Origin of the sequence: Bacteriovorax sp. BSW11_IV, from assembly GCF_000447755.1 — a bacterium.
In the GTDB taxonomy this organism is placed as follows: domain Bacteria; phylum Bdellovibrionota; class Bacteriovoracia; order Bacteriovoracales; family Bacteriovoracaceae; genus BSW11-IV.
Genome location: NZ_AUNE01000046.1, coordinates 17,161 through 38,500, shown reverse-complemented (window position 1 = coordinate 38,500; position 21,340 = coordinate 17,161). Strand labels below are relative to the sequence as shown.

The 21,340-nt window shown below is 37.2% G+C and carries 17 protein-coding genes; 4 read left to right on the top strand and 13 right to left on the bottom strand.

Translation table 11 applies throughout. The annotated features are described in order from the left end of the window. The 3 genes from M899_RS13205 to ahcY form a co-directional block, all read right to left on the bottom strand. Positions 1 to 612 (bottom strand): hypothetical protein (locus M899_RS13205; protein WP_034729408.1); only part of this gene is annotated, 612 nt, incomplete at its 3' end. Next, positions 612 to 1,052 (bottom strand): ribose 5-phosphate isomerase B, encoded by a 441-nt coding sequence (gene rpiB, locus M899_RS13200; protein WP_021271968.1) that lies wholly within the window; start codon positions 1,050 to 1,052, stop codon positions 612 to 614. The genes M899_RS13205 and rpiB, both read right to left, overlap by 1 nt. A gap of 52 nt (positions 1,053 to 1,104) precedes the next feature. After that, the gene (gene ahcY, locus M899_RS13195) at positions 1,105 to 2,403 is read right to left on the bottom strand and encodes an adenosylhomocysteinase (RefSeq protein WP_021271961.1); all 1,299 of its coding nucleotides are present in this window, start codon (positions 2,401 to 2,403) and stop codon (positions 1,105 to 1,107) included. A 139-nt stretch (positions 2,404 to 2,542) separates the two neighbouring features. On the opposite strand from ahcY, the gene M899_RS13190 reads away from it, so the two are divergent. Then, positions 2,543 to 3,499, top strand: coding sequence for a phosphotransferase (locus tag M899_RS13190; protein WP_021271956.1), 957 nt, complete (start codon positions 2,543 to 2,545; stop codon positions 3,497 to 3,499). Next, positions 3,489 to 4,766: a THUMP domain-containing class I SAM-dependent RNA methyltransferase gene (locus M899_RS13185; protein WP_021271967.1), complete on the top strand. Its 1,278-nt coding sequence runs from the start codon at positions 3,489 to 3,491 to the stop codon at positions 4,764 to 4,766. Before M899_RS13190 ends, M899_RS13185 begins: the two co-directional genes overlap by 11 nt. 6 nt (positions 4,767 to 4,772) lie before the next feature. Here M899_RS13185 and M899_RS13180 read toward each other — a convergent pair whose 3' ends face one another. The 7 genes from M899_RS13180 to M899_RS13150 all read right to left on the bottom strand — a co-directional run bounded on the left by M899_RS13180 (position 4,773) and on the right by M899_RS13150 (position 15,166). After that, the gene (locus M899_RS13180; protein WP_021271966.1) at positions 4,773 to 5,591 is read right to left on the bottom strand and encodes a hypothetical protein; all 819 of its coding nucleotides are present in this window, start codon (positions 5,589 to 5,591) and stop codon (positions 4,773 to 4,775) included. Positions 5,592 to 5,630: 39 nt separating this feature from the next. Continuing rightward, entirely contained in the window at positions 5,631 to 7,346 is a 1,716-nt protein-coding gene (locus M899_RS13175; RefSeq protein ID WP_021271955.1) for an acyl-CoA dehydrogenase, read from the bottom strand. Between the two features lie 127 nt (positions 7,347 to 7,473). Further along, a complete protein-coding gene (locus M899_RS13170) occupies positions 7,474 to 8,079 on the bottom strand; it encodes a hypothetical protein (RefSeq protein WP_021271962.1) in 606 nt (201 codons plus the stop codon). A gap of 149 nt (positions 8,080 to 8,228) precedes the next feature. Further along, a complete protein-coding gene (locus M899_RS13165) occupies positions 8,229 to 9,917 on the bottom strand; it encodes a cytochrome-c peroxidase (RefSeq protein ID WP_021271952.1) in 1,689 nt (562 codons plus the stop codon). 109 nt (positions 9,918 to 10,026) lie between these two features. Then, positions 10,027 to 10,887 carry a PulJ/GspJ family protein gene (locus M899_RS13160; RefSeq protein ID WP_021271969.1) on the bottom strand — a complete coding sequence of 287 codons (861 nt, stop codon included), beginning with the start codon at positions 10,885 to 10,887 and terminating at the stop codon, positions 10,027 to 10,029. 14 nt (positions 10,888 to 10,901) lie between these two features. After that, the gene (locus M899_RS13155; protein WP_021271950.1) at positions 10,902 to 13,985 is read right to left on the bottom strand and encodes a PilW family protein; all 3,084 of its coding nucleotides are present in this window, start codon (positions 13,983 to 13,985) and stop codon (positions 10,902 to 10,904) included. Between the two features lie 50 nt (positions 13,986 to 14,035). Continuing rightward, positions 14,036 to 15,166 (bottom strand): hypothetical protein, encoded by a 1,131-nt coding sequence (locus M899_RS13150; protein WP_021271964.1) that lies wholly within the window; start codon positions 15,164 to 15,166, stop codon positions 14,036 to 14,038. 262 nt (positions 15,167 to 15,428) lie between these two features. On the opposite strand from M899_RS13150, the gene gpmI reads away from it, so the two are divergent. Both gpmI and pfkA read left to right on the top strand, forming a co-directional pair. Continuing rightward, on the top strand, positions 15,429 to 16,964 hold the full coding sequence (gene gpmI, locus M899_RS13145) for a 2,3-bisphosphoglycerate-independent phosphoglycerate mutase (protein ID WP_034729411.1): 1,536 nt from the start codon (positions 15,429 to 15,431) through the stop codon (positions 16,962 to 16,964). Between the two features lie 9 nt (positions 16,965 to 16,973). Then, entirely contained in the window at positions 16,974 to 17,960 is a 987-nt protein-coding gene (pfkA, locus tag M899_RS13140; protein ID WP_021271972.1) for a 6-phosphofructokinase, read from the top strand. Between the two features lie 32 nt (positions 17,961 to 17,992). On the opposite strand, the gene M899_RS13135 is transcribed toward pfkA, so the two are convergent. From M899_RS13135 to M899_RS13125, 3 genes are read right to left on the bottom strand one after another with little or no spacing between them, the layout of a single operon-like run. Continuing rightward, the gene (locus M899_RS13135) at positions 17,993 to 20,140 is read right to left on the bottom strand and encodes a hypothetical protein (protein ID WP_021271963.1); all 2,148 of its coding nucleotides are present in this window, start codon (positions 20,138 to 20,140) and stop codon (positions 17,993 to 17,995) included. Next, entirely contained in the window at positions 20,137 to 20,748 is a 612-nt protein-coding gene (locus M899_RS13130; protein WP_021271949.1) for a tetratricopeptide repeat protein, read from the bottom strand. Before M899_RS13130 ends, M899_RS13135 begins: the two co-directional genes overlap by 4 nt. Then, positions 20,745 to 21,338, bottom strand: a complete 594-nt coding sequence (locus tag M899_RS13125; RefSeq protein ID WP_155897216.1) for a hypothetical protein — start codon at positions 21,336 to 21,338, stop codon at positions 20,745 to 20,747. The genes M899_RS13130 and M899_RS13125 overlap by 4 nt, the downstream gene beginning before the upstream one ends. Between the last annotated feature and the right edge of the window lie 2 nt (positions 21,339 to 21,340).

Below are 21,340 nucleotides of genomic sequence, written 5' to 3'. Positions count from 1 at the left end.
TAGGCCGAATTCCATAATCTCACCTTTCTTTCCATGACCATCAGCTGCAAGACCGATAATTTCAACGATACCAACAACAATAAGAACAAAAACAATATGAATATACTTTGGAACTGGAATAGCACAGCTATCAATTAGTTTTTTAACTTTTTCCACTTTTCTATAAACAAATGGAAGAATTAAAAAATACACTCCCACGAAAATACCAAGTAGAGTTCCAAAAATGATTTTATTAATTTTTTTGCCACCAACTACTAAATTGTGAAGATTGGTCTCACCTTGAGAGTTGTGGGTCATGAAAAAATCTGAGCTTTGAATATCAAAGATTCTCTGGCCCCAAGAAATTTCCTCACCTGCTCCAAAAAAGAACAGACACCCAAGAACCACTAAGCAAAAAGAAAACCATGGTCCTCTAAATACTTTTAAAATGGCCGCACGATAAAATGCGAGAAATGATCCCGACAATAATGCAACAACAGTTAGCCATTCAATGAATCCATCTTCACGAACATAAGTTCCTTCGAAGTAGGCCATATCCGTATAAGCAAAATAAATACCTATAATAGCAAATAAAAAAACTAAACCGTAAGTTACTTTCTCTGCAATTTTCATTAAACCTCTTCTCCTAAACTATCAAAAAGGGCGATTCGCTGTGTATGTCTGCCCCCTTCAAATTCAGTGTCTAACCAAATTCTTACCATGGCCTTTAATTCATCTTCCGATGAAAGTCTTCCGCCCATGCATAGAACATTTGAATCATTATGCGCACGACTTAGCTCAGCTTCTTTGGCCGATCGACAAAGTGCCGCTCTAATTCCCTTGAAGCGATTCGCAACAATCGATACACCAATTCCTGAACCACAAAGCAAAACACCTTTACCATTTTCTTTTGCAACATGACGTGCAAGCTCGATGGCATAGGTTGGATAATCGCAACGTTCTTCAGTATGCGTTCCAAGATCAACAACTTCATGTCCTAGCTCAGACAAGTAAGATTTAACCATTTCTTTTTGAGTAAAGGCAGCGTGGTCTGTAGCTAAAAATATTTTCATAACTTATCCACAAATGAAAAAGGGCCCGTTTAAAAACAGGCCCTCATTTTTATTAGTATCTGTAGTGGTCTGGCTTGTATGGACCTTCAACTGGGATAGCAAGGTATTCAGCTTGAACACCTGTAAGTGTATCAAGTTCAACACCAATTCTAGCTAGGTGAAGTCTAGCAACTTTTTCATCAAGGTGCTTAGGAAGCATATAAACTTTGTTTTCATACTTGTCAGCGTTATCCCAAATTTCAAGTTGGGCCATAACTTGGTTTGTAAATGAGTTAGACATTACAAAAGAAGGGTGACCTGTAGCACATCCAAGGTTAACTAGACGTCCTTGAGCAAGAAGAATGATTCTTCTCTTACCATCTTTTGAAGTATACATATCTACTTGAGGCTTAATATTTGTCTCAGTGTAGTTGTTGTGAAGGTGCTTAATATTGATCTCTGAATCAAAGTGACCAATGTTACAAACGATGGCACCGTCTCTCATTTTATCTAGGTGAGTTGCATTGATTACATCAACACATCCAGTAGTTGTTACGAAGATATCTCCAAGCTCAGCAGCTTTATCCATCTTCATTACAGCGAAACCTTCCATTGCAGCTTGAAGAGCACAAATTGGATCGATTTCAGTAACGATTACTCTACCACCAAGACCTTTAAGTGATTGGGCTGAACCCTTACCTACGTCACCGTAACCAACAACAACACAAGTTTTCCCTGCGATCATTACGTCAGTTGCTCTCTTAATACCGTCAACTAGAGACTCTCTACATCCGTAAAGGTTATCAAATTTTGACTTCGTAACAGAGTCATTGATGTTGATAGCTGGCATTTTAAGAGTACCTTTTTTAACTCTTTCATATAGTCTGTGTACACCAGTAGTTGTTTCTTCTGATAGACCTTTAATTCCAGCAATTAATTCTGGGTATTTGTCGTGAACCATATTTGTAAGGTCACCACCGTCATCAAGAATCATATTTAGTTGTGAGCCATCTGCCCACTTAAGAGTTTGCTCAATACACCAGTCAAACTCTTCTTCGTTCATACCTTTCCAAGCAAATACAGGAATTCCAGCAGCAGCAATTGCAGCAGCAGCTTGATCTTGAGTTGAGTAGATATTACATGAAGACCATCTAACTTCAGCACCAAGTTCAACTAGAGTTTCAATTAGAACTGCAGTTTGAATTGTCATGTGAAGACAACCTGCGATCTTTGCACCTTTAAGTGGTTTAGATGGACCAAATTCTTCTCTAAGTGACATTAGCCCTGGCATTTCACTCTCAGCGATTTGAATTTCTTTTCTTCCCCAATCCGCAAGAGAGATGTCTTTAACTTTGTAATCTGTAAAACTCATACTTCCTCCAGAAGCTATAATTTATTTAGTTACTAAAAAATCTTATGTACTATAACATTGTAAAAATTCATGAACAAGGTTACCTTGCCAATTAATAAGCTAGACAACACTTTGCAACATAAAAAGGTGGATAATTTCTATGGGTGATTATAGCAAACTTCATCCCAAAACGGCACAAAGAATACTAAATCAGTATGGAATTGAGGACGAGTTCACGCTTAAGGCCCTCTCTCTAGGAATATCCAACTCCAATTACAAAGTTGATACTGGCAATAAACAATATCTTTTAAAAGTTTCAAACGATAAAGGTTTTGCAGAGCTCTGTGATGAACAGCATATTTTAAAGCATCTCAAAGACCTGGGCTTCCCTTACTCAATTTGCGCTCTCCCAACAATCAAAGGTGAGCTTGTGTACAAGCAAGAAGATCTCTTTGGCGTTCTGTTTCCCTTTATTAAAGGCATTCCACCGGGTCCATCAGATATAACTTGTCGCGAAATAGGACGCGCCCTAGGAAAACTTCACGCCACAACTAAAGATAAAGAACTAGATGTCAGAGAATATGCCGCAATTGGCCAAGACGCAAAAACAATACGAGAATTCATTGATGACCCTAGCTGTCCTGCTGATTTTAGCGAGGCCTTTCATCAAGTTTTCAGCGATGACTTAAAAGGCTATCTTTCTGTAAACAAAACAAGATGCCTCATTCACGGTGACCTGTATTACGACAATACACTTTTTTGGGACGAGTCCATTGCCGTTTTACTCGATTTTGAGCAGGCTGGTCTAGGTAATGCTCTTCTTGATTTAGGTATTTCAATTTCTGGAAGTTGTATCGAAAAGGGGCAAATCAACCCTCAATTAGTCGAATCATTCTGCGAGGGATATAAGTTAAGTCACGCCCTCAATGACAATGAGAAAAATTATTTGGCCGATGCCATTTTACTTGGCCTCTTTTCTATTGCTTTATGGCGTATTAAAAGGTTTAAACACGGAAATTTAAACCCCATGCTCGAAAATAGCTACAGAGATCTATTAAATAAAGCGAAAAGCTTTAAAACAATTATTGATTCCAAAGGACTAAAGTTTGAACTTTAAAGATAAGAGAGACAACAGAAGCAACAGAGATAGTAACGAAAATAAAGGACTATCTACTTTCTTTGCTTCATGCCCACGTGAAATGGAAGGTCTTCTAGAAGAAGAAATTCTCGATCACGGGATTACAAATATAGAGATCAAAAAAGGCGGAATTCTTTTTAAAACTGATGATTTCAGTGGGATTAAATTTCTTTTAAATTCTCGTATCGCAAGTCGCGTTTATAAATCATTTGCTTTTTTAAAAATTAAAAATGAAAGAGACTTATACGAAAGTGCAAAGACTCAGCCTTGGGAAAAAATATTAGATCTAAAGCAAACTTTTAAGATTACAACTTTATTTGATATGACAGCTAAATCGTTTTTTAAAAACTCAATTGCTGTTTCTCAAATTCTAAAAGATGCGCTGGTAGATCACTTTCGCGACATCTACAATGAAAGACCATCTGTTGATACAGAAAATCCAGATATGGGTCTTCTTCTAAGACTCGAGAGCCCAGAAAATAAAAATGGTTGGAATGCTTCTATTTTTATCGACATGTGTGGAGATGCACTAAGCAATAGAGGTTATAGAAAAAGTGGTCACCAAGCTCCTCTAAGAGAGAACCTTGCGGCAGCTATAGTTCTAAGTACTGACTGGAACCCAGAAGAAGATTTATTCATTGATACAATGTGTGGAACGGGAACTCTTTTGATTGAAGCAATTCTAATTAAAGGTAACATTCCTCCAGCTTACTTGAGAGTAAAGCGCTACATTGAAAGAAATGAGAAGAGTTTTGCATTTCTAAAGCAAAAGTGGTTTCTTGAAAAAACTTATGTCACTAAAGATACAAAAAAGTATCTTCAAGATATTTATAACCATTGTCTTGAGGCCTTCAATAAGCTTGAGGAATTTCAATTTTTTGGTAATGACATTGATAAGAAGAACCTCGATCTATGTGAGGAACACTTGTTCAATGCCTGGATTCCAGATGGTATCGTAACTCTTTCACACAATGATGCCACTCGTTTCTATCCAGAAGAAATCGAAGCACCAGGAGTTGTTATTTGTAACCCTCCGTACGGAGAGAGAATGAATAGCAAAGAGAGTCTAGAAGATCTTTACCACAACTATGGTGAAAACCTAAAAAAGAACTACAAAGGTTTTAGAGGTTACATCTTTACTTCTGATCAAGAACTTAGAAAAAAGATTGCGCTGCAGACTTCAAAACGTATTCCTTTTTATAATGGGAATATCGAATGTCGCCTGCTGCGCTATGAACTTCGCTAATACGAATTAAGAAAAATGCTCACTTAGCTTCATCGCTAAAGTGGGCATTGAGTACTTCATCAATGCAATTTTATTCTTCACTTTATCTACGTGCTTATTTGAATGGCTGAAAAAGTAAGAAGATATATCTGTATCCTTTAAGAAAATCGTATGCCCCTTTGAAGCGAATTTTCTAAGAACAAAGCTTGAATCCAAGAAACAAATTTCTCTGATCATTAAATTTCGTGCTACATAAACGATAATACAATATTCGCTTAATTGAACGAGAGACTTTCTAAGCTTGATTCCTTTAGGTGACGCTTGATCCCCCCAGTGAACCATAACCTCGGCCGTTTTATCGCCAAGATAGAAATCAAATCCTCTTTGAGAAGCAGACTTCACTTGCCTTAAGCCGAAGACATTTTTTGCGTACCACTCTCCCAATTGAACAGGAAGCTTCTTACCATTTAATAAGATATTTTCTCTTCTTAGAATTTCATACATCTTATTTACAGTTTCTATGGCATCAAAAATTGTTTTGTTGTTTGGTCTATGTAATATGGCAATATTTCTAAGGCCACTTGTTTTTAGTTTTCTTGAAAACTGCTCTTCGTACCAAACTTCAAAATTCTCTGGAGAAAAAATTTCAAAAGAATCATGAACAAAGCCGAGGGCATGAAGCCCATCAGCATTTGCAAGATTCATTTTTTTTAAAATATAACTTAATGGGGCCATGGACTTGCCATCTTCCCCTAATACATACACTTGATCTTTGTAATAATCCGAATTACCGTGTTTTTCATCGCTAAATTCGAAAATCAGTTCGTCAACTTTTGCCGTGCTCATATTATCCTTTTATTTGAACTGTTCTTAATTCATCTATTACTAAACTTCCATCTTTGTCAGATCTTCTTCAAAGTTTAATACGTTATGAGCAAGTCCAATATTTCTAGTTAGTTGATACTGGCAGAACACTTTAAAGTCATTAATTTTTGACTGATAATATGTTTTATCATCACCACTAGCTGAACCAATTTTAGCTTGAGCTTTACATGCATGCTCTAGCAATAGCCAAGATACTACAAGATTCCCGCAATAAGTTAGGAAGTCTGTCGAGTGAGCAAGAACACCATTCATATTCTTAGCGGCCATCATCTTTCCAAATTTATGAAGAACTTTTTCCGACATTTCCATTGATTTACCAATCATTGAAATCTCATGTGGGAAGTTCTTAGCTTCTGGAAGACTCATTGTCTTTTTGATTTTCTCCCCAACTGAGAAGAATGTCTTCGCTTCATCTTTTAGAATTTTTCTCATAACAAAGTCCATCGCCTGGATTCCGTTAGTTCCTTCATAGATTGTTGCGATTTTTGTGTCTCTTGCAAATTGCTCAATCCCATACTCTGTACAGTAACCATAACCACCGTGAACTTGAATAGCATCAACAGAAATATTGAAACCTTCATCTGAGCAGTAGGCCTTACAAATTGGAGTAAAAAGTGCGATCTCATTTTCGATACTTTCATCGCCACTGTGTGCAAGATCAAAAAGATTTGCTGTGTAATAAGACAGAGCTCTAAGACCTCTTGCAGTTGATCTCATTTTAAGAAGCATTCTTTTAACATCTGGAAGATTAATAATCTCAGTTCCAAATTGAACGCGCTCTTTTGCATATTGTTCAGTAAGCATATAACAAAGATTTGCTTGGGCCTCGCCTTGAAGTCCACAAAGTAAACGGGCCTCGTTCATCATAATAAACATATTGGCCATACCATCATACTCATTACCGATAAGCTCACCTAAACATTCACCCGATTCACCAAATGTTAACTCACAAGTCGCTGAACCGTGGATTCCCATTTTTTCTTCGATCTTTGTACACTTCACTCCATTCACCGCTCCACCTTCAAAGTGGTATCTCGGTACGATAAATAGAGACAGACCTTTCGTTCCTTCTGGCGCACCTGGAGTTCTCGCTAGAACAAGGTGAATGTTGTTTTCGTAAAGATCACTCTCTCCTGAAGAGATAAAGATTTTTACACCTTTGATTTTATATTTTCCGTCACCTGTTGGCTCCGCAGTTGTTTTAGCATTACCGACATCTGAGCCTGCACCAGGTTCAGTCAAACACATAGTTCCACCCCAAGTACCATCCATCATTTTTGGTATGATTCTATTTTTCTGTTCTTCTGAACCTACTTTTTCAATAACGTTCATAGCACCTTGAGAAAGTCCGTAGTACATAGAAAAGGCTACGTTTGCACCGATAGCCAGTGAATTACAAGCAATTTTAACTGCGTGAGGAGCTGGCATACCACCAATAGCTTCAGGATAACCAAGGGCGTACCAACCATTTTCATAGAATGATTTATGAGGGCCAACAAAACTAGGTGGCGCGATGACACCTTCAGCAGTTAGCTTTACACCTTCATGGTCACCTGTTGTACGACATGGATAGATTTCATTTTCAGTGAATTTATAGAATTGTTCGATAACATCTTTAATCTCTGCTTCACCAAGACCAAACTCATTAGTCTGAACTCCACAGATGTCAAAAAGATTGAAGTAAACATCTCTTAAGTCTGATTTGTAAACGGCCATAATATAATCCTTTTTAATATTTTTATTCACTAATTATTATATAGGATTTTGACGTTTACTGCAGAGAAGTTTTGGAAAAGAAGGAAAATAAAAGGAGAGCAAAATGCTCTCCTTTTCTATTTTTAGATTATTCGCCTTGCCAGTAGTAAAAGTCAGTGAAGCGATAAACGTTTGTTCCGACTTTTTCAATCGAGTGCTTTGGGTTTGCTGCGGCAGGAGCACTTAAATCGATAATGTATGCCTTATTACTATGCTCAACTACTAACTGAGCATAAGAAGTTCCGAAATACTTTCTAGTTGCACCATCAATCAATGAGAGTAAATGGCTTAACTGATCAGCTCGAGTATATTTACCTGTTAAATTTGAATCAACTTGCTTATCTGCAGCATACTCATATGCAGTGATTGTTGTAGAATTTGAACAATTTGATTTGAACATATTCTTAATTGCATCCCAACCTGAGTATGTTGTTTTATCACATCTTCTGAAATTAAATTTCATTCTATCAATGTATGAGCTTTGATTAATATATACAAACTTATCTTGTCTTACAAATTCTCTAAACTGCTCAACAGTTGTAGGATATTGAACATTACTGATATCAGTAATTGTCTCGTTTACTGTTTCTGTAGTAGTACTTGTAGTTCCACTGGAAACATTATTGTCTTTCCCACATGCAACTAGGAATCCTGATATTACAAATAGCAAAAGCCACTTATTCCACTTTTTCATATAACCTCCAAGCGATGAAAAAATAAAAAAACCTTTTGCTATGTAGTAAGCAATAAGCGTGCCGTTTTTAACGGCACTTAACCTATTGAAATATATAATGTAATTATTTCTCGGGGTGTATAAAGATTAGACGCCTGTTTTTTAGACGATCAGTATTTCCCATTGGGAGGCAGTTCTGTTTGTTTACCATTATCCCTAGTTATCGATGGAGACAGGCCTGAAGGCACCTTTTTGGGGTGAGAAACGTCGTTTCCAAGCGCACCTTTGCTCATAGAACTCTTATCCCATAGTCCATAAGCTATAAAGTTGACGACGTCATTTATGGCCTCGTCATCCAATGTGACAGGAAAGAGATCAACATGGTTTGGGCCTTTTAACTTATAATCGATAAAGTTTTGGGCATAATAAGGAACCAGAAAGTCTTTTTGATAGAGATCATCAAAAAATGGTTTTTGAACGTCATAGGCCGAATATAGCTGCGGATTAATGGGTCCACGCAAGTGATAGGCCACAACATTCTTGAGGGCGAGCAAACTTCTCTTTTCGAAATCACTTTCATTGCGACCTAATGCCCTTTCTGTTCCGTGATGAAAATAGGGATATGTTTCAATTACGTTTCTTAAAGGTGGAATTCTAAATTTAAAGCAATCATCACTATTGAAGCTTCCATTGGCCCTACCAATATCTGGAACATAGCTCGTAGTCTCCAATGCACTGGAGCCTAGAACGTGACAATTTGGTAGATACCCTCTTTGCACTCGTGGTCTGCTAAAAAAACCATTATTTCTATTTGTCGAAAAATCCGTGCGCGACAAAGGAGATCTCGAATCTGATCTCACTCCCAATGAAGCAAAACCATTACCACCAAATGTTCCTTTATCATGGCAATTAATACAGCCGACACCTTTTAATTTTTTACCTCCAACTTCAATTTCTTTTCCGATTGGAGTCATGAACATTGCGAGACCTCTAAGTTGTGAAGCATCTAGTGAATTTTCTCCTTTTACAAATTTGTCATAAGGAGTATTCAAAGCAACGTGGGTCATTACAAAACTAGAGATCGCGCGACCTATATTCAAATCAGTAACATCTTCACCATAAACTTCTTGAAATGTTTTTTGGTAATAAGGAACCTTCCTCATTTTTGCCACAAGAATGGCCAAGCACTCATTTCTATTTGGAATAGAAATAGAGCCATCTTTTCTCTTATAGGGAATACCCTTGATAATTTGTGGTTGCGCGTGAAATTTCCCCGTATCTTGTCCTGTATAGTCATCATTACTATTACTATGATTAATCGTAACGGGTTTATCAAAAAGAGGGCCACCCTCTGCGAAGATATTTTCACCTTTTTCATTCAATACGATTGGATTCGTACCACAAATTTCAACGTTAGTATGAATAGGCAATAAGACTTGAAAGTGGATTCGTCCAAAACGTCCATCGTGAAAAAGACCATTATCAGTGGCCTCATTTACTCTATAAGCAACATTCACAGTCGATAATGTATTTCTAAAAAAGAAAGTTGGGCCAACAAATCCAAATCCATCTTCTCCCGTTGAGCGTGACACAGAGAGAACGCCTTCAGCAAAAGCACTACCAACATCATCACCGCTTGGTCCCCCTTGTCCTAATGTTCCCACGTTAAGAGCATTACCATCGGCAAGTCCATGGTTTGTAAGGTGACAAGTGGCACAGCTCACATCGTTATTTCTTGAAAGAATGGTGTCGTTGAAGATTAAACGCCCGAGTTCCAATTCTTTTTGACTTGGAGTACGACCTAAAATGACATCGTAATTAGGCCTCTCCAAAACAGGAAGAACTTCTTTTAGTTTCATTCGGACTTCTTCCGAGGTCTTTGAAACCTCGAAAGAAGATTGCCCAAACTGGCATGATTGTAAAAATAGGATAACAAGCAACGTACAACATTTTTTCATTTCAAGACCCTTACTTAATAATCAACACTCCTGAGTCATGAACTCCTGTTGAGTTTACATCACCACGATATTGTTTAATAAGCGGCGGAATAACCTTATCACAGTCTTGAACTTGATTTGGACACCCATTACGAATTGAGAATACATAATTTGTATATGAGTACGGTTCAGTATTTTGATTGAAATAAAACGCAAATCCGGCCCCAAGAATATAGCGTGCATCAGACTCTCCAGGGATCGTTCTCATAGCATTTCGTCTAATCATAAAAGTGTTTACACGCCAGCTATCACCGGACTCGTCGATAGTATCTCCAGAACAAAGTCCTGGGCCATTTATACGACAACATCTAATTCTAAAAATCCCCTTATTGTCTTTGAATACGAATGGGCCATACGCCAGACTTAATGCGTTCGTTGCAGACATTTTCGCATTATAGCTTCCCTTAGGAACACATCTACTCGCGATTAATCCTGAATCAGAACCATCATCATTAACATATTCAAGGGTAAAACTATCTCTTACCGTAGTAACTGTTAAACCCTTCACTTTTGTTTGAAATTGAATATCTGAAACTGAAGATGCCGTTGGAATATCTGCAAATGTCCAATTTACTTTCATAACAGAAGTTGCAGAATTATTTACGTAGAACGATCGATTGAAATCGAAATTTGTCCAAACAATTTTCTTTCCGACACTTGTAAGTTGTCTTCCTATTTCATTAACAAGTGTAGACTGAGCGGCCTTAGCTTCACTGGTACGCTTCATCTTACTCATCATTTCTAATCCATAGTTGGCAGCAAGAGCTACCAACCCCACCATCCCCGCTGCGACCATTACCTCAGCGAGGGTAAAACCTTTTTGACCTTCCATGCTCAAAACCTTTTCTAATTGCCAAATCTAAACTTCATGCCACCATTGAAATTATGAATCCCAAAGTTTACATGAAAATTCTTAGAGTCTTTAACTGTGTCAAACGCGATAGAATTTGCTCCACAATTATAATCTTTATTACGAGACTCTAAATAACCATTGTCTTTATAGCAAAGTCTCTGTGAGTTAGGCGCATAAGCAGTTTGCCCAGCTCCAAAACCTAGTTCAGACTCAGCTCCACCAGTTAAAATTTTAACCTCAGAGTTTGATTGAGCTGATAGAGACTTAATTCTGAAATTCTTAAATAGTCCAAGTGGTCCAAGGTTTGCTTTTTCCATTTTAGCTCTTGAACCAGCTGCTGCATTGAACATATTTACAACTTCATCAGCAGAGTATTCTTTTTTCGCAGTTCCACCAGGATTGAAAAGAACTTCAATCGTAGCGTCATCGTTAATTCTAACTCTGAAACGAACATTTGGATCCATTTTGATTGAGCCAAAAGTATTTCCAACTAACTGAGCTTTTGGATCATGAAATTTACCATCTCCATCCATTAGTCTCACATCACCATCAACACTCTCAGGAGTGTAAATTGATGTATCACCAATATTTTTCAAGTAAGAAGAATTGTAAGGTTGAAATGTCATCACATCAGCAGAGCTTCCTTTTAAGGCAACCCATACGACTTGAACATCATCAGCTTTGTTAATTTCAGGATTAGGGAAAGCATGTCTTTTATGAATTGGTGCAACCAAAGTTAAGGCCTTAACCCAACTCACAGCAGATGTTGGAGGAGCGAAAACTCCACCTTCAAAACCACAGATCATATCACCCTTATCTTGTTCTTTTGAATCTTGACTTGAGATGAAAAGATCAAATGGATAGCTCTTTTTACGACAAAGGAATTTTAACTGGTCGCCATTTCCAAATGGATCATTGTCATTAGCAACTTTTAAACCTTTGAACTTCAAATGATTCGAAAGAACTGCACCATAGTTTGATCCACTTAAAGGAGCTAGCCCTAGATTAAATTTATAGTCTCTATAAGTTAAACTACCTTGGCCATCAAAGAAAACTGCAAACCTTGCGTTCTCGGCCTTAGCACTTACAGCTGGAGGAATAACAGCAAAGTCATTACCATCTTTTTTCATTGCTACCCAAAATTTAGTATCACTACTAATTTTTCTCTCTTCTCTCCACTTGTTGAAGTCCATGTAGTCTTGTGGAAGTTGTGGCGCTAAGAAAAACCCTTGTTGTGCAAGGTTTAAGTATTTGAAGTTAGCACCATCAACTGGAAATGGAAGATTTGGTGTTCCCATATAGTCGCGTAGCTCTTGAGCAGGAGTTGTCTCCATTCCCATAAGTACACATCTGTCATTTGCACTACTAAAAGGAACTTTTGCCAACTGTTCAGATGATAAGCTAACATCTCTAGCAAGTAAGAAAGTACCGTAGTTGTAACACATAACAGGAAGTTGTTCAGAACAACTTTCAGCAGAGTAGACAAAACCATCTTGAGTAGAATTTAATCTAGCAGCGATACATGTTTTTGATGAATCGCCCCAGTTTCCACCAGTTTTATTTGCATTAAAATATGGGTTCATCCCAAATACTGTCTCATTAGATTCTTTTAAAGAACATTCTGGAACGATAGAATCAAGTGGTTGATTTGGCATTTCATCCATTTTTCCAAAAGTTCCTAGACCAAATTGATCACAACTTTTCATATAACAAGCTGTACAACCAAGCTCTTCTGTTGAGGAGTCTACGAATCCCTTAGAATTAAATCCGCTGAATACATACTCAAGAAATGGAGAGAATCTATCAACATAGTCTGTTCCACTTTTATTGTAGTTTGAATCTTTTCTACAAACACTTCTACAAAGACCGTTTGCATTACTTGAACCTTTATCAGTAACTGCGATAAGTAGTTCGTGAGATCCATTTACGTTTACAGGCATTTCATTTTCAGTTAGTTCTTTGCCATCAAAGGCATAACGAACATCTTGTGATCCACCCGCTCTGGCACCACTACTTCCACCTTTTTTGAAGCTAAATTTAAAATTAGCATTCATAGAAGTTGAATTCGTTAACTGATTATCAGTGTTGTATTTCAAACGTGCTTGATACTTAACGGCATCATACTCTCTATTGTTTGAATTCTCTTGCGGACATCTATAAAGAACTTCATTACATGAACCATAAATATTCTTTTGTGAGTTCGTTGTAATATATTGTCCGTTCTCAGAAAGTAGACCTTCTTGTGCCTGACTTTTATTGAAACTTACTTCTAGAGGAACTTTCTTATTACCACCGAAACCACTTCTATTATAAACAGTCTTTCCTTCCGGATCAGATGCTCCAGTACCAGCGAGAGAGAGTTTTACTTGTGTTCCGTTAGCAAGTCTATAATCACAAGTCCCTACAGAAGGGGCCCAAACGAAATCTTTAAGCTCTTTTTGTTCACGGCCTTCACCATTTTCCTTATTAAAGAAAACGGACGCCTCAACAATAAAACCTACGTTTTTAACGTCAGTATTTTTATTTCTAATCGCCACAGGAATTTCTTGAAATAAGTTCATTCCAAGGCTTGAGTTCATATTTACAGGAGTGATACGAACATCACCAACAACATTCAACTTCTTCAATTGATCTGCTGTCATATTCATATTTGAAACTGATTTAATCGCTAGACAACGGCCCCACGCTTTGTCTTTTTGATTACATTCTTGTGAAGTTGTTGAATCCCAATTTGGTAACAATTCACTCCAACGAGCACCTGTAAATACGGCCGTTGGATTTCCAAGATTAATATAGATACTACCAACACCCGGTGCAATAGCATCCGAGTTTACAATTTTACAAACACCATTAACGTTCTTATTGCCATCTGTCGTATGATTTAGCATACGCATAGCACCTTTAAGAAGTTCTTGGTTAACAAGTGTCATTGAACTCGACTTATTAGCAGATTTCTCATGGGTTGATATAAATTTTGAAGCGTTGATTGCGATATAGGCACCAGCTCCGACGACACCTAGTGCCACCATCACTTCGACCATACTCATACCGCGTTGTCTTTTAGATTTCCAGTTCACGTACCACTCTCCTAGCGAAAAATAATCTTTTAACTACTATGACTTAAATCTTAATGTGGAGGATTAACAAAAATTGTTACAGTTGTTTCCTTCACTTTACCTTTGATTACATCACCTTCAGCTAGAATCTTAGTATTCAATCTAAAAGGCTCAATATTTGACAGCGGCGAAGCTGCATCTAGTTTATATACAATAGACCCTGCAGGCTCAGAGTGCTGACTCACTTTTTCTTCAGAAGTTGAAGAACCTGCTAATCCTCTATTTACAACTCTCTTAGTTACGTTCTTAACAAAAGTTGCACATGGAACTCTATCCGCCCATTGAACAGTAGTGTTTGCTGGAACAAATCCATCAATTGGAAGTGAAGCTTTTGTATTTGCAGGTGCAACTACCCCAGTTACATCCTTGCTAAATACAACTTGTCTTTCATAATCAAGAGCATAAAGAACACCTGGTCCTTCATTGTGCGTAACGATTTCAATATCTGTCATTGTATCAACATCAATTGAGAATTCACCACGACAAGCTGGATTGATGTGTTCACTTAAAGACGTATTACACTGAGCAAGACAGCTAGATCCACGAATGTTGATACTTGGAATGGCGATAGGTCTTTTGAATGCACCAAGACCATCAACTTGATCAATACGACCACCGATATCTGGCATATCAACACTGGCCTTAGTCATAACTACAAAATTATCTTTATCAATGAAACGAACTGTTGGAGATTTCTCCCCAAGTGCTTTTTTCAATGATTCATTATTGTCAGTACCAATTAATCTGAAAGTAATACTACTTTTGTATTTGAATGAGTCTTTATCTTGTACAAGATCAAAAACAAGATCCCCATTATTTTCATATCTAAGGTTGCTTAGACCAAAGTCTGATGGATCATAGTTCTTATCTTTTTGTTGCCCCATCCACTTACACTGGTTTTCATAAACACCATTACCCCATTTACCTTGCTTACAAAGAATGAGGTTATTTGAAATAAGGAAACCGCCTAGCCCCAGAATTTTCTGAGTTTCGACACGACCTCTTTCATTTTTAATTTCATTTTGTGCTGCCCTATTTGATGTTTCTAATCTTTTAAAGATTAAAAACGAACCACCGGCCACAGCGGCCAAAACAAGAACAGCTAGTCCTAAAGCAAAACCGGATTGACTGTTTTTATTCATAATCCCACCCCTTTTGAATATAACTTACTCAAATCATAAACTCTTTTAGTCTCGATAAACTTTGATTATTATACCAAAATCTATAAACTATTAGAAAAACGTATAAAATGAACAAAATTTCCTGATTTTTGCCAAAAGTTGACTGGCTTAATAATGAGGCAGGCCTTTCTTGACTTAGGCCTGGGCAATAAACGTCGAGTTCATCTTTTAAGGTCCATTTTTAGGGACTATAATGATGAAGGATATTTACACGAGGATGAAAATGACATCAATTAAAGCTATCTCAAACCGTGCGCTTCTAGTGATTCTCGATGGTTTCGGGATCAATTCTGAAGATCATAAGAATGCTATAAAGCACGCAAATAAACCCCATATTGATTATCTCTTTGCGAATTACCCATTTACGACCATCGAAGCAGGTGGAGAAAGTGTTGGTCTTCCTAAAGGTGTTACGGGGAACTCGGAAGTTGGTCACATGAACCTCGGCGCCGGCCGTCCAGTGCGCCAAGACTTAGTGAGAATTAATGAATCAATCAGCAATGGAACTTATGCTGATTTACCCTTAATAAGAGAGCTCATTGAAACGGCCAAGGCCAACTCTGGACGTATTCATCTCATGGGTCTGCTTTCGGATGGTGGAGTTCACTCGCATATTGAACATATTAAAGAAACGATAAAGGCCCTTTCTCGATACGAAGGTATTGAGGTGTTTTTCCACGCTTTTATGGATGGGCGTGATACCCCTCCTGCTTGTGGGAAAAAGTATATTCAAGAGCTTCAGGCCATGAGTGGCTTCAATTTCGCTTCGATGCAAGGACGCTCTATTGGAATGGACAGGGATAGAAGATGGAATAAAATTGAGCATGCCATTAATGCATTTAGTGGACATGGGGATATCACTGACCTTTCTCCGGAAGAGTATTTAGAAGCAGAATATAAAAAAGAAATCTTTGATGAATTTATCACGCCAGTTCTTTTCAAAAAAGAATTTGCGATGAGAAATAATGACTGTGTATTTTTCCTAAATTTTAGACCAGACAGGGCCATTCAAATTTCACAAGCTATGACTCTACCAGATTTCTCAGAATTTGATAGAACGCTAAAACCTGTCTACTTCCTGTGTATGACTCCCTATATTCCAGATGATATCGAATTACCTATTCTTTTTGACAAAGAAAAAGTTAGCGGCGGGATGTCTGAGTACTTAAGCTCTATCGGTAAAAAGCAATTTAAAATTGCTGAAACAGAAAAATACGCGCACGTTACATTCTTTTTTAATGGTGGAGAAAAGAAGCCTTTTAAGAATGAAGAGCATGTGCTTATTCCTTCCCCTAAAGAAGTTAAAACTTACGACGAAAAACCAGAAATGAGTGCCCCCTTAGTCACAGATAGACTCATTAAGGCCCTCGACGATGAATCAGTAGATTTTTATCTCGTTAATTTTGCAAATTCAGATATGGTTGGTCATACAGGTAAATTTGAAGCGGCTATCAAGGCCATCGAGGCCCTTGATAAGTGTGTTGAAAGACTTTACCAAAAATGCAAAGAGAAGAATATTACTCTTATGATCACCGCCGATCATGGAAACAGTGATCAAATGATGTACGAAGATGGGACACCCCACACTTCTCACACAAATTCACCAGTGCCTTTTGCCGTAATTAATGAGAAACTTAAAAATCAAAAAGTTGATGTTTCTCATGGTGAACATGCACTTAAAGATGTATCTCCTACTGTACTCTATGCTATGGGTGTTGAATTTCCTCCAACATTTGTTGGAAAGAATATTTTTGAATAAGGAAAAGAAATGAGTGAGCAGATTAAGTCAATTGCTGTTTTATGTAGTGGTGGTGATAGTCCGGGAATGAACTGTGCAATTCGATCAGTTGTTAGAACGGCCATTAATCTCAACCTTGAAGTTTATGGAATCCAAAGAGGTTTTCAAGGTTTACTTGAAGGTAATATCAAAAAAATGGATGCTTCAAGTGTTGGTAATATTCTTCAACACGGTGGAACCATGCTACAAACTTCGCGATGTATGGAATTTCACCAAGCGGATATTCGTAAAGAAGCTGCCCATATCTTAAAGAGAAAAAAAATTGATGCCTTAGTTGTTATTGGCGGGAACGGTTCGTTCAATGGTGCATGGTCTTTACATACTGAACATGCAATTCCTGTGGCAGGTATTCCGGGAACAATTGATAACGATATTTCAGGAACGGATTACAGCATTGGTTTTGACACTGCTGTTCAAACGGCCATTGATGCCGTGGATAAGATTAGAGACACTGCTTCATCTCATGACAGAACTTTTATTGTAGAAGTTATGGGTAAAAAGTCTCCCGCAATTGCACTAAATGTTGGACTTGCGACAGGTGCTGAAAATATTATTCTTCCAACTAAAAATGAAGAAATTGATTTTGAACAAATCGCTGGTGATATTAAAAGAGGGATTGCCAGAGGAAAAACATCTTCAATTATTATTGCGGCCGAAGGTGAAAAACCAGGACTTTGCTATAGAGTTCAAGAAGAGCTGAAAAATTCTTACTCAATTGACGCTCATGTATGTATCCTTGGTCATATTCAACGAGGTGGAAATCCAATTTCAACAGACCGCTTAATCGCTTCAGAAATGGGCTACCTTGCAGTTAAAGAATTGTACTCAGGAAAATCTGCCGTTGTTACAGCAATGAGGCATGGTGAGATTATCTCTGTTCCATTCGAAGAATGTTTGCAAAAGAAAATTGAAGTAGAGAGCAAGTATCTAGATATTGTTAGAACTCTATCTATATAAAAAAAGGCCTCCAATATGGAGGCCTTTTTATTTTAAGCGACTTCGCGTAAATGATTTTTCTTCGTGACTTCCATATCCTGACTCCAAGTTTCCAGAAGATCTGAAATCTCTTTAGAATATGTCTTATCTTTATTAATCTCATTTCGAGTATAAAGAACAAAGTCGTGCCAGTATTTAGATGCATTTTCAGTGATTTTATCCATTTCACTTTCATCGCGCTCATATGACTCAAATTCAATCATAATAAGATCATTGGCCTTGGAACCTTCTGGTGCAAAGATTTCCATAAAAATTGTTCTAATCTCTTCATCAACAGAAAGAAGCATTTTAACTTTTTTCTCCAATGGGTAAGAAGACAGTACTGATTTCAAAAATGGTACTGGCAACTCTGAAATAAGGGCCGCAGGAAAATTTGATAATGCCGTAGTTTTCAAGACATCGGCATTAATATTTCTAGCAAGGGCCTTAAATAGAGACTCTTCAAGATCTGGAGTTGTCATTGGAATCAATTTCAATAATTTTTCAACAAATGGTTTCTCCTCAACAGTTTCAACATACTTCGCTAGAAGAGATTTTAATGTGCCCTGAGCAGCAACAACATCTTTAGCTTTAACTTCAACAGACTTATTAATAATAGTATCTCTAATATTCTCAGGACATTTCGATAAAACTTCGTTAACAAATGACAAGCTTAATGCGTTCATTAAGATGGCAGACATTTTCGGATCTGCTTGAACCATGGCCACGACTTTTTCTGGAGTTAACTTCAGAATTAGATCGTATGTTTCAGGATCATCAATTGTCGAAGGAACAATAACACTTTGAACAATCTGATTACTAATAAAGTCATTAGCACGAGAAAGCTCAGGACCATGAAGTGGCTTATCTAGCAAGTTGCGCCAGTGAGTTCTCTCATTCTCAGATAATGAACCAAAAATAATTTTAAGTTCATCGTTCTCCATCTGTTGTACAAGGGCCCTAAGAGCTGAATCAGATCCTTTTTCATCTCCACGCACCCATTTCTTAACAAGCATGATGGCATCATTCGGTGTATTCTTAATATAGAACTTAAATCTCTCAATTCCGTTAAGGCCAGCAACGGCCATTTCTCCAGCATCAAATCCGCCAGGAAGTGCAGGAAGTCCTTCTTCTTTGGCAGAATCTTTTTGGTCTGCCCCACCATCCATTTTGAAATTACCTGTGTTAGAAACACCTGTATTAAGTTCAAAGTATTTCTTAACTAGACCATTTGCAATGAGACCAAAGAGAATAGTTCCAATAACAATACCAAATAGAGTTGCATATTTACTTGCGTATTCTAGCCACTCTTTCATCTTATCCATTTTCGTTGGTTGATTAATATCATTACCAAGAATTGAGTACTCAAATTTGATAGATGGCTCAATGGAACCTAAGTTAAATCTAAGATCACGAACATATTTTTCAATTTTCTTCTTAACTGGTTCATCTAGGCCTTCACTTAAACGAACAAGAATATTCACTTCTTTAAGATTTTTGAAAATATCAATTGTGTTGTTATACTTCCACATCTGTTCAACTGGAGAGACTTGCCCTTCTGATTGGCTTTTTTCATATTGAAGTTTTTTAATTCGTTCTTGATATTGCTTTTCTTTTTCGTTGAATTTTTCTTTCAACTCTTCAAGTTTCTTCTTATCGTTATCATTTTCCATTGTTAAAAAGATTTTCCCATCAGGTTGAAAATCTTTAAAATCATCAATAAGAGGAGCTTCCATACCAAATTTAGAAAATACGATATGATCACCTGTATTTGCATCAGGTTCTACATCAGAGAATTTAATAGCAGCATTCGACTTTTTTGCTTCTTCTAATTTCTTTTCTTCTTCAATCTTTGCTTTTTCTTCTTCAGAAAGTTCTACTTCACCATTAGGGCCAATACCAGTGCCCTTTTTCTTCCCATTTGCATCAAGAGGTTTATTAAATTCTGGATCAGCAGGATTATTCGATACAATTTCAACATCTACACTGAATTGATCTCTTTTTAAGATAGAAAGCAAAAGAGATTCAACTTTACCGTTGATTTTGTCTTCAAGACCTTGCTTTTGCCACTCTAGACTTGGAAGATTTCCAATTTCGGCCAAAGATGAAATTTGTCCAAAAATGAAAATGGATAGAATAATGAATATATTCGTTCTTCTCACCCGTTACCTCCAGTAACATCGCCAGCAACTTGAAACTTCTTCTCAAGATAAACTTTCATCTTATATGCTTCTCTATTTTTCGGATTAATACCGAAAGCTTTTCTGTAGTAATTTAATGCTTTTTTAAACTCTTTTTGCATATACGAGATTGATCCTTTCATCTCATAAATGATTGAGTATTGAGGAAACTTTGCCTCTAGCTTATCCAATTTTGCAAAAGCTGATGAAAAATCTTTAATTCTCATCATTCTCAGTACATCAAAAAGATCCGTTACAAGAAGATCAACATCTTGAGTAAGTTTAATATCTTTTTCTACTTCTAAATTGGCATTTAAATTTACTGCAGAGCTGCTAATGAGAGGCACTGAAATATTAAATGCTTCAAAACCTGGTTTATACACCTCGACTTGCATCGTACCAGTCAAACCATACGTTGATTTCAAGCTTTCCAAGTTTCCTTTATACGGAGTTTTACCAACGGCATTCTTTTTACCATTTTCACCGATAATAAAAACATCACAATCACTTGGATTACTATTAATATTAAACTCAGATGCAAAAGCACCAAGAGCAACAAATGTAGAAAGTAAAAAAGTTAAAATTTTCATAAATATTGAGTCATTCCTAAAAAGAATCCGATTTTTATTCCAGTTGTGGCCACACCTGTAGCGCGACTTGCACCAACTTCTAATTTAATTCCTCTGTTCGTACCAATTCCGTACACACCGCCACCATGAACACCTAAATCGAAGAAAACATCACTTTTCTTCGCTGATTCGGTGTTGTAAACAACATACCCAATTCCAGTACTGGCACCCCAGTAGTATTTGAATTTAGGGATAATTGTTAGTTCTGTTCCATTTTGAACATATGTGTATTTTGAACCCATATCATTGAGATACCAGTTCATTCCAACCCCACCCAAGAAGACACCAGCACCACCGGTAGTCATCATTGGAACAAAAGCCTGCACAAAATATGATTTCTTTTGTTCAGTTTTAAATTCCCAATTAAGGTTAAAACTAATTGCTGATACAGCTGAGCTCGCGGCCACTGCAGAAGTATCTTCAGTTTGCACACTATCATCTGTTTGAATAAGTGTACTCTCATTCTCAGTTACAGAATGGCTAATCATTCCCATATTAAAACTAACAACATCGTGAAAGCCGTTTCCCGCAGCAAACACATTCGAGCTCATAA